The sequence below is a fragment of the Acidaminococcus nyctereutis genome (genome assembly GCF_052216985.1).
GTDB lineage: Bacteria > Bacillota > Negativicutes > Acidaminococcales > Acidaminococcaceae > Acidaminococcus > Acidaminococcus fermentans_A.
Map to the genome: position 1 here is coordinate 1 of NZ_JBQOUY010000045.1, position 10,195 is coordinate 10,195.

Here is a 10,195-nt window from a genome sequence, read left to right on the forward strand (position 1 = left end):
CGTTCTCGGATTTTACTGCTTTCGATGGTGAAATTAAAATAAAAACAGACATGAGCAAAAATCGCTCACGTCCGTGTGTGGTAGATGAATTGGAGCTTACCCCAACATTTGACAAAGAACCTTTTTTATGCCTCCGGACGGCACAGCTGGCGGAATTTTTCTGGATCCCTGACATAATTGTACCGGATGGCTTCTTTGCCCTGTCCAATGATCAGGGTGCCGTAACCGGCTTTCCGGCCCAGGAAACCTTGTTCGATGGTCATCTGGGCAGCCATGTCCAGGGGGATCATGTACTGTTTCTTCTTGATGATCCCTTTGAACAGGACCAGCCGTTTGTTGGTCAAAAGGAGAAGCTGGGTCTTATATTCCAGGAATCGATAGGCTAGCCAGATCAAGCCCGCTGGCACATAGATGATCATCATCACCAGGGGCCAGAAAAAATACATGAGGGAACGATCGGCTCGGCCTCGGGGGATTTCCGGCACTTCCTGAGGCTGCGCTGGGCTTTCTTCTGCCTCCCGGTCTTCCGGTCCAGCTCCTCCCGTTAGGGTAGTGCTTCTTTCTTCTTTTTCATTTTCTGCAGGCTGCTCCTGCAGGGGATTGGATTCTTCCATGGGTATCTCTCCTTTGGATGAGATTGTTTTTTTCGATTATACCATATTCTTCCCTGTGAGGGCAGGGAGAAAGCCTTGTCAGAGAAGGTCTGCCGTACTATACTAGTCCATAGAACTTTTTCAGGATACAGCGGGAGGGATCATGTGTTGGAGAAATGGAAGAAGGGAATGCTGGTCTTGGCACTGGGCCTTTGCTGTGCCTGGCAGACGGCCTTCGGGGCAGCGGCTGGGGCAGAGCGGAGTACGGTGGGCGCCGGGCAGCCGGCACTGGTCTATGAGGGAGACCCGGGCAGTGATGATGCGGTAGCTTTGTTCCTGCTGAAGCAGAACAGTCTGGTGCCGGATCTGGCGCTGGCTGCTTATGGGAACGGACCGGAAAAACAGATGAGCCGCAACTTGGTCCTGGTGACTCGGGATCTGGCCATGGACCTGCCCGTCTATCATGGGGCCGATCGGCCCTGGAAAGGGAAGAAACCGAAATACCGGCAGCCCGGATTCCAGGGAAAGGATGGCCTGCTGGGGCTTTCCGGTACTCTGGAGAAAAGGAGCCAGGGCTGGGACGGAAAGGATGGACAGCCTAGGACTTTGGAAGCTGCTCGGGAGAGACTGAAAAAATACCCGTCTCTCACCTATATCGTCACAGGTCCCCTCTCCACTTTGGCCACTCTGCTCCAAGACCCGGACATCAAAGGCCGGATCCACCGGGTGTATGTGGCTGGAGGGTCGCTGGCGGGCACAGATCCGGAAGGAGAGTCCGAAGAGAATTTTGCCAAAGATCCCCGGGCCGTACAAGCAGTCCTGGCCAGCGGAGTGGATCTGACAATCTTCCCCCGGGAGCTGACGGGGACCCAATACATCGGAAAACAGGAAATCCAGGTCTTCAGCCGCAGCGGACAGTGGCCAGAATTCCTGGGACTGATCCAGGCCAACCAGGCGGCCCATGAAAAGGCAGGGGAAGAACCGGCTGCGGTACTGCCTGCTGTCTTTCCCGTGCTGTATCAGCTGGATCCGGAGCAGTTTGCTGTAGAGGACCGTCGGGTCAAGGCGGATGCGAAAGGCCGGCTGGAGGAGGATCCCCAGGGGACGCTGGTCCACGTGGTGCTGGGGGTGAATCCCCGGTTCCAGTGGAGAGCTCTGGAGAAAGCCTTCAGCCGATAAAGCTGTGATGGATGGCTGAATTTGTGGTATCATAGGACAGGAACGCCTGTCATGTTCGGAGACGGGAGAAAACAGGCAAAGGAGTAGGAAAAAATGAAATCTACACTGCGTCGTACCTGGGCGGAAATCGATCTGGACGCCCTGGCTTTCAATTATCATACGATCCGGGAACATATCGGGCCTCAGGTGAAATTCCTGGGGGTGGTCAAAGCGGATGCCTATGGCCATGGAGCTGTGCAGGTCGGGAAGGAACTCCAGGCACTGGGAGCCGACTATTTGGCGGTGAGCAGTATCGATGAAGCCATGGAACTCCGGTTCAACGGCATCACCATGCCCATCCTGATCCTGGGCCATACCCCCCGGGAACAGGTTGACCGGCTGATCTGCTTCAATATCACCCAGGCTGTGACCTGCGAGGCCAAAGCCCTGGAATACAGTGAAGAGGCAGTGAAATACGGAGGGACCCTGAAGATCCATGTAAAAGTGGATACGGGGATGTCCCGGCTGGGTTATATCTGCGAAGGCGATTATTTCGAACATGGGGTGAAGGGCATCATCCATGCTTGCAGCCTGCCGGGCCTGGAACCGGAAGGAATCTTCACCCATTTCGCCGTGGCAGATGAGCCAGGCGAGGAAGCGCTGGCTTATACCCGGCATCAGTTCGCACTCTTTAAGAGAGTCTGCGACGAGGTGGAGAAACGGACCGGCAGGAAGGTCAAGCTCCGCCACTGCGCCAATACTGGGGCTACCACCTTGTTCCCGAAGACCTATCTGGATATGGTACGGCCCGGGCTTCTGCTCTATGGGTACGGGGAATATGCCCGGATGCTGGGCTTGAAGCCGGTGATGGCCGTGAAGACTACTATCAGCACCATCAAGATTTATCCCAAAGGGACGAAAATCAGTTACGGGGGCATCTATACCTGTCCGGATACTACTCGGATGGGGGTGGCTCCCATCGGTTATGCAGACGGGTTCATGCGCTGCCTGTCCAATCGATGCGGCTTTGTGACAGAACAGGGCCTGGCTCCCCAGCGGGGACGGATCTGTATGGATATGTGCATGGTGGACTTAACAGATAAACCCAAGGTGGATGTGGGCAGCGAACTGGAACTGTTCGGGACTCATCAATCTTTGGATGATCTGGCAGCTTTGGCCGGGACCATCCCTTATGAAATCACCTGCAACATCAGCAAGCGGGTACCCAGGGTGTATCTGGAAAAGGGGAAAGTAGTGGAGAAGGAACTGCTGCTGAGGATGTGAAAAATGGGCGCTTTGGCGCCCATTTTTGTCACCCGGCCAGTGACCAGTGACAAGAGACCAGTGACCGGGGGTGTGAATTTTTTCACACCCCCTTCTTTTTTACAGCAACGGCACCACCACATTCGTCCAAACTGACGACAGGGGCATCACCAGGGCCATGGCCGGGATCATATCGGCTATAGGGAAATCCTTCAGCTGGAGCATCCGGAATCCGGTGGCCAGGAGCAGGGTCCCGCCGCAGGCCTTGAAATCCCCGATCATATCCGGGGTGCAGAAAGGCAGCAGGGCATTGGCCAGGAAGAAGAGGAACAGGAAAATCACCAGCTGGGGCAGGGCGATGAAGCTGACGATGATCCCCAGCTCACAGGCGAAGAGAGTAGCGGTGGGCAGGTCCATGATGGATTTGGCGATGAGGATGCTGTGATCCCCGGCCATGCCGGATACCATGCTGCCATAGATGCCGGTGCCGCTGGCGCAGAACAGGACGATGATGGTGATCAGGCGGCTTTCGTATTCCTCTCGAGGAATCAGGCTGTCTCCGGAAGAAGCAGGCAGCACCCGGCTGATCAATTTTTCCAGGTTCCGGGAACCCTGGATGATCCGGTCTCCCAGGCGGATCCCCAGACCTACGATGGTGCCGGCAATCACCGCAAAGACCACTGCCGGCAGGTTTTTCATGAAGGTAATGGAAATAATCCCCATGAGCAGAGCACAGGACCCGAATACCGTGGTCAGTTTCTCCTTGAAATCTTCCGAAAGCCGGGGCCCCAGGAAATTCCCCAAGATCCCTCCCAGGACGACGGCTGCAACATTGATCAGTACCCCAATGGGCATAGCGATTCCCCCTTAAAATGGTTAGAATATCACTATTCTACTATAAAATCCAGGTAAAAAAAAGATGTGTGAAGAGTGGGGAACGTGACAAGAAGCCAGACCGGCCCTGACGGGCCTTTCAGAAGTCAGACATCAGATTGTTCGCGATAAGCAGATGGATCTGCTGCTAAACCGAACAAAGTGACATCTGACGTCTCAAGGCCCGTCAGGGCCGTGTCTGACTTCTCTTTCATTCTTCCATCAACGCTTCTTCCACTCCTTTGGCCAGCTGGTCGGCACAGGACGTGGACCTGTTCCCACAGGTATTGCCCTTCAGCAGATCTACGGCGTGCTGGGCGTCGGCTCCTTCCAGCAGTTTGCTGATGGCGGATAGGTTCCCAGGGCAGCCTCCCTGGAAATGGATGTTGTGGAGCCTGCCGTCCTCCAGACCGAATTCAATCTGACGGGCGCAGGTTCCCTGGGTCTTGATGGTAAAGTTTTTCATGAAAATGGACTCCTTACTATATACAATGATTTATGGGTCTCGAGTCTCGGGTCTCGAGACGAATGAAAAATTTGCAGGCAAATTTTTTGAATAGGCAAACCCAGATCCGCCAGCGATAAGATATCCGCTTCTGGATTTCGCACGGTTCTGGTTCTATCCAGTGGCCCGAGACTCATGACTCATGACTCGAGACCCTCAAAGGGGGCTGCTGCTCATGCAGCAGCCCCCTTTATCCCGGATTGGAAATAGAAGCAAAGAAAGCCTGGACCACATCGGGATCGAACTGGATCCCGGCTAGGTCCCGGATTACCTGGGGACTTTTGCACCCGGCGATCTGCCATTGCCGGGTGCAGGGATTGCATTTCCGGTCATAGTAGTTGCAGACGGCGATGATCCGGCTGCCGATGGGGATGTTCACCCCTTTCAGCCGTTTGGGATACCCGCTGCCATCCCAGTTCTCGTGATGGTGCAGAATGATCTTCATGATATGGGCGAAGGCAGGGATGTTTTCCAGCATGCTGGCCCCGGCCTGGCAATGGCGCCGGTACGTGGCCCGCTCCCGGACGTTGAAGTAGGGATATTTGGCCAGGATGGTATTGGGGATGGCCAGCTGCCCTATGTCGTGGAGCAGGGCGGCCGTCTTGATGCAGCTCACTTCGTTTAGGGGAAGGCCCATCTTGATGGCCGTGGCCACGGCATAATTGGCTACCTGCTGGCTGTGGAGGGACAGGCCATGGCTTTTCAGCTCCAACAGTTTCAGGAACCCCTGGACGATTTCCCTGGTATCCGTATCCGTCGGGAAATCCAGGAATTGGGGAATGGTGATCATAGGACATCGACCTTTGCTTCTAAGGTAAGATTTGCTTTCTTCAGTATACTATAATTCTCTGGCTTTGTGAATTTCTGGTTGCCAAAGTTTTTCCGGCCTTTTATAATGGAACCAACAACTCAGGTCTGTGGTTGCAAGTCGATGCCAGTTGCAGGCGAAACGATCCACGTAAGCAATGAAAAGCCATTGTGAGCACGGTGCAGCTTAGAAGTAAGTCCTGCCGCGAAAAAGCGAGAGAAGCAGTAGTGGGGAGCATGAGGCTTAGGAGCGAACCTTCCAGCAGGCGGGTGTGGGGGCGAAAACCAGGTCAGCTGAGTTGTTTTTTGTATTTTTATTAAAAACATATTGCATAATAATACATCAAGTCGTATAATTAATCCCAATTAAAGCCATACAATACGGATTGAGCTGAATGAGGGAGGAATTTCTATGAAAAAGATCCTGGCAGTGATTTGCCTTTTTGCGGCACTGATGGGGACAATGGGATGCGGCAGCAGCCAGAACGCAGGGACCAAGACGGCGGAAAAGAAGGAACTGATCGTGGGGACGGAACCGTCCTTTGCTCCTTTTGAATTCCCGGATAAGAAAAGCGGAGAGATCACCGGTTTCGATATGGAGCTGATCAAGGCCGTAGGCAAGAAAGCAGGCTTTGCTAAGGTGACCATCAAGGGGATGGGCTTCGATGCGCTGATCCCGGCCCTGGATGCAGGGAACATCGACGTGGCCATTGCCGGCATGAGCATCACCGAGGCCCGGAAACAGAAAGTGAATTTCACCGATCCCTACTATGAATCCGGTCTGATGGCCATCGTGGGGAAGGACAACACCTCCATCAAGAGCCTGGATGACCTGAAAGGGAAGACCATTGCTGTCCAGCTGGGGACCACGGGCGCCGAAGCGGCCGGCAAGATCGAAGGGGCCAAGGTCAAGACCTTCGATACCTCGGATACCGCCTGCCTGGAACTGAAGAACGGGGGAGCCGATGCGGTGATCAGCGACCTTCCGGTGCTCCAGTATTTCCTGAAGCAGGGCGGCAGCGCTTACGCCAAGGCCGTAGGGGAACCCAAGAAGGGGGATATGTACGGCATCGCCATCGCTAAGAAGAACAAGGACCTGTGCGATAAGCTGAACAAGGCTCTAAATGACTTGAAAAAGAGCGGGGAATACCAGAAGATCTATGATAAGTGGTTTAAGTAAAAATAGGGGACTGTTGCTTGTGCAAACGCCCCTTTTTTAAAAAGTTATTGACAGGAATCAATAAATCGTGTATTATAAACGAGTCAGCCGATTTAAACGGAGTGGTACTCAAGTGGCTGAAGAGGACGGTTTGCTAAATCGTTAGGGGGGTTAAACCCCGCGAGAGTTCGAATCTCTCCCACTCCGCCATTTTTTCTAGTGGTTAAGTTCTGTACTAGATTAAAGGTACACGAGAAAATCGTAAACCTAGTATTAATCAGTAGTTCAGAGTTTAGTCACCCTTGAAATACTACATACGGTAGACAATTAGGCATCCCAAAAGGGGTGTCTTTTTTGTTATATGTGCTTAGGAACACGCAAGATTAAAATCTATTCGGGTTCTTATGTATCTGTATTCCATGCTAATTTTCCCTATTTCTTCTATAAAATCCTGTAAAAACCTGTGAAAAAGGGTCTAAATGAGTCCCTAAAGTGTGAACAAATTGTGAACAAAATTTATACCTAACACAGGAGGAGAAAATGAGAAAGACGAAAAGGGGGAGGAGAGCCAAATGGAATTATCAGTACAAGAATCCTTAAATGTTTTCTATCGGCATTGTATCAGTAGTAATTTAGCGGTCAGCACCATAGACAACTACAGGAGGAGCCTAGTACCCTATATGTTATTCATTACACAGGAGAAGCATATAGAGACTATAGATAAAACGACTCCTGACAGTGTCTTAAAGTACCTTGAATACCTCCGTAAGAGGAACTTAGCAGGAGTGACCATAGCGGACAAATATATGGTACTCAAAGTATTCTATAACTTCCTGACAGAGTGGGAATACATTGCAGAGAATCCCATGAAACATATCAGGAAACCTAAATACCAAAAGAAACACGCAAGGACTTTCTCTACACAGGAAGTCTTAGAGATTCTGAAAAGTTTTGATAAGAACACCTTTATTGGCTATCGTAATTATATGCTCATGTGCCTTCTCTTCAGTACAGGAATGAGAAAGACAGAGGCAATGAAGTTATCGGTAACGGATGTACACATTCATGAAGGCTTTTTGGTGGTACAGCATGGAAAGGGGGATAAATCAAGGGAAATTCCTTTAGGGGTCTCCTTGCGGCGTATCCTGAAAAGGTATCTTAGGGAGAGAGAGACAGTCCTTCAAGAATATGGGGCCTTTACTCCTAGACTCCTTATAACCTACTATGGGACTCCATTAGGCAATGGGGGCATTGATACAGTGTTCAAGTACCTGAAAGAACACCTAAAGGGCTTAGGGATACCAGAGAAACGCCTATCAGCTCACACATGGCGACATACCTTTGCAAAGACCTTTCTTCTCAATGGGGGAGACATCTTCACTCTTCAAAAGATACTAGGGCATGAAGATGTATCCACTACAAGAATTTATGTAGAGTATACCAATAAGGAAATGAAGGTACAGAATGAGAAATATAATCCTTTGGATAATCACCAATGGCAATATTGCTAACTTATTAAGAAGGAGGAACCATTATTATTCAGACGTAAAGGGGAAATCAAGACAGAGACCGAATTAAAGACCCTGTTAGAGAACAGAGGGGGGGAAAACTTTGCAGAGAGAATCTTTATTGAATCCTGTGTGAATCAGATAAGCAATAAATCATTACAGAGACTCCATGCGGCCTTGAAATAGGCTAGAGATAACTTCTCATGGTTCCATAGATATTACAGAGTGTCTTTATGATGAAATAGAAAGAAATTGGCCTACAGATGATATGACTCTATTTAATTCTTGTCTTGACCTTATAGAGGATGATAGAGCTAGAGAAAAGAAGTGCTATGCAGAAGATGTACTAGAAGATTTAATTAGTATGAACATATGGGGCTATACAGGCGGTATCTTTATCGGTGTAGATTATGATGATAAGGATTTCGATACCCTATATGACCAATTATGACCACTACAAACTTTACCTTATAAAGGAGCTGTATAGAGCGATATAGAGATAACCATACAGGGATATATATAGGGGGACTACTTCAGATACATAATAAGGGGTAGTCCTCTCTTTTTCTTTTTGGTTAGTTCTTCATATATAATAAATAACGATTAAAAAAAGCCCCTATAGGGAGTACCTGAATAAGTTAAGATACCGCTATAGGGGCCATAATAAGGAGGACACCACAACACAATGGATAATATTTATAACCAAAGACAAAGAGAACATTAAATTTAAGATATACCTACATAGCACCCAATAGGGATATACATAGGATAGCTACAGGGGGAACTACATAGGGAGGAAATTAATAATAATAATGACACTTATATTGTCCTCGTATTAAGGACTTATGTACATTACCACGAGAATACCAACCAATACATGAGACCTATAAAAGACTTATGAAAGACACTATTTAGAAATCTCACGTAAAGGATTATATAGAGTATCACTAGGATTATTTTCTTTATCATGTATATATTATTAATAATTATTCTCCTTTTCCTCCTTATAGTGTGCCAATTAAAAAGACCCTATAAAAATAGGAATATTCATAGGGAGCAATAGGGAAGCTTATTTATAGACTCTCTGAGACCATATAAGAGAACCTATAAGAGATTCCTTGAAAGACCTGATAAAAGAGAATCTATAATAATTATTATCTTTGGTATTAGTCTTTGGTGTTGGTCTTTAGTAATTATCATCTTTGGTATAGCCTTTAAAGTAGAGTCCATAGTAATTATTATCTTTGATATAGCCTTTAAAGTAGAGTCTTTTGTAATTATTATCTTTGGTGTTGCTCTATAATAATTATTATCTTTGGTATTAGTCTTTGGTGTTGGTCTTTAGTAATTATCATCTTTGGTATAGCCTTTAAAGTAGAGTCCATAGTAATTATTATCTTTGATATAGCCTTTAAAGTAGAGTCTTTTGTAATTATTATCTTTGGTGTTGCTCTATAGTAATGATTATCTTTGGTATAGCCTTTAAAGTAGAGTCTTTGGTAATTATTATCTTTGGTGTTGCTCTATGGTAGTTGTGGTCTTTGGTACTCTATAGTAGTTGTATTATATTGACTCAATAAAAAGACAGATGAAAAGAACCATATACTTTATCATAGTAAAGAACTGAATCATTTTAACAATCTTTTTAAGACTTATTTATGGGGACAAATAAAACCTAAAATGCCCCCAAAATAAGTAAATAAGTAAGGGAGAATCAGGGCTTTGCTCTTTGGCTCTTATAATAAATAAATACTATAATCTTTAGGAGTGTCTCAAAACGCCCCCAAAATTTTTTTTAGGTATATCTTTCTTGAGGTTACTGTATATTATTTATCCATGCTTCTAATAACCCTTTCATACGCTCTGAAGGGATATAAACATTAACAGTTAACTCACTATCAGCAACTCTTAAATTAGACCGCCAAAGAAATTGTATGAGCTCATTCAAGGCCCAATTATCTGTATCTATAACAATTCCCTGAGCTTTCCAGAAAGAGGCTTTAAAAGGATTCATATACCTGTTGATAGGGTAAATCACATTGGTACGGTTGCTATAATCATTGGTGGCTCTTGTATTACAGGCTGTCCAATTCTTTAAGCTGATACCATGTTTAGGAATCTTTAAAGCCTTCATATTATCTTTAAAGGAAGTCCATAAGATAGAGCTACAAGAATACTCTCTAATACATTTATCCATGTAGGTGGTCCTATGTCAAGTTTGAGTACAAGTTAAATTGAGGTTTCTATCAATCAGTTATCCAGCAATCAAAGCTGCCTTTTTCTTGTAGTTTGCATATAATTTTTCATAGTCATTGGGTGACATATAGTT

The 10,195-nt window shown here is 47.2% G+C and carries 10 protein-coding genes and 1 tRNA gene; 6 read left to right on the top strand and 5 right to left on the bottom strand.

Going from position 1 to position 10,195, the window contains the following annotated elements; genetic code table 11:
• Positions 1-125: 125 nt before the first annotated feature.
• The gene (locus ACTUHY_RS12380) at positions 126-614 is read right to left on the bottom strand and encodes a PH domain-containing protein (protein WP_442827939.1); all 489 of its coding nucleotides are present in this window, start codon (positions 612-614) and stop codon (positions 126-128) included.
• 144 nt (positions 615-758) lie between these two features.
• Between ACTUHY_RS12380 and ACTUHY_RS12385 the strand changes: the two genes are divergently transcribed.
• Positions 759-1,772: a nucleoside hydrolase gene (locus ACTUHY_RS12385; RefSeq protein ID WP_442827940.1), complete on the top strand. Its 1,014-nt coding sequence runs from the start codon at positions 759-761 to the stop codon at positions 1,770-1,772.
• Positions 1,773-1,865: 93 nt separating this feature from the next.
• Positions 1,866-3,035 (top strand): alanine racemase, encoded by a 1,170-nt coding sequence (alr, locus tag ACTUHY_RS12390; RefSeq protein WP_442827941.1) that lies wholly within the window; start codon positions 1,866-1,868, stop codon positions 3,033-3,035.
• Between the two features lie 99 nt (positions 3,036-3,134).
• Here the strand turns inward: alr and ACTUHY_RS12395 are convergent, their stop codons facing one another.
• The 3 genes from ACTUHY_RS12395 to ACTUHY_RS12405 form a co-directional block, all read right to left on the bottom strand.
• Positions 3,135-3,869, bottom strand: coding sequence for a DUF554 domain-containing protein (locus ACTUHY_RS12395; RefSeq protein ID WP_278676064.1), 735 nt, complete (start codon positions 3,867-3,869; stop codon positions 3,135-3,137).
• A gap of 229 nt (positions 3,870-4,098) precedes the next feature.
• Positions 4,099-4,353: a TIGR03905 family TSCPD domain-containing protein gene (locus tag ACTUHY_RS12400; RefSeq protein ID WP_442827942.1), complete on the bottom strand. Its 255-nt coding sequence runs from the start codon at positions 4,351-4,353 to the stop codon at positions 4,099-4,101.
• 229 nt (positions 4,354-4,582) lie between these two features.
• The gene (locus ACTUHY_RS12405; RefSeq protein WP_442827943.1) at positions 4,583-5,182 is read right to left on the bottom strand and encodes an HD-GYP domain-containing protein; all 600 of its coding nucleotides are present in this window, start codon (positions 5,180-5,182) and stop codon (positions 4,583-4,585) included.
• Positions 5,183-5,611: 429 nt separating this feature from the next.
• Here ACTUHY_RS12405 and ACTUHY_RS12410 point away from each other — a divergent pair, with 429 nt between their 5' ends.
• The 4 genes from ACTUHY_RS12410 (at position 5,612) to ACTUHY_RS12425 (ending at position 8,317) form a co-directional block, all read left to right on the top strand.
• Positions 5,612-6,379 (top strand): basic amino acid ABC transporter substrate-binding protein, encoded by a 768-nt coding sequence (locus ACTUHY_RS12410; RefSeq protein WP_442827944.1) that lies wholly within the window; start codon positions 5,612-5,614, stop codon positions 6,377-6,379.
• Positions 6,380-6,477: 98 nt separating this feature from the next.
• Positions 6,478-6,568 (top strand) — tRNA-Ser (locus ACTUHY_RS12415).
• Positions 6,569-6,930: 362 nt separating this feature from the next.
• Positions 6,931-7,869, top strand: a complete 939-nt coding sequence (locus ACTUHY_RS12420; protein WP_442827945.1) for a tyrosine-type recombinase/integrase — start codon at positions 6,931-6,933, stop codon at positions 7,867-7,869.
• A 265-nt stretch (positions 7,870-8,134) separates the two neighbouring features.
• The gene (locus ACTUHY_RS12425) at positions 8,135-8,317 is read left to right on the top strand and encodes a hypothetical protein (protein ID WP_442827946.1); all 183 of its coding nucleotides are present in this window, start codon (positions 8,135-8,137) and stop codon (positions 8,315-8,317) included.
• Between the two features lie 1,365 nt (positions 8,318-9,682).
• On the opposite strand, the gene ACTUHY_RS12430 is transcribed toward ACTUHY_RS12425, so the two are convergent.
• Positions 9,683-10,063 carry a hypothetical protein gene (locus ACTUHY_RS12430; RefSeq protein WP_442827947.1) on the bottom strand — a complete coding sequence of 127 codons (381 nt, stop codon included), beginning with the start codon at positions 10,061-10,063 and terminating at the stop codon, positions 9,683-9,685.
• Between the last annotated feature and the right edge of the window lie 132 nt (positions 10,064-10,195).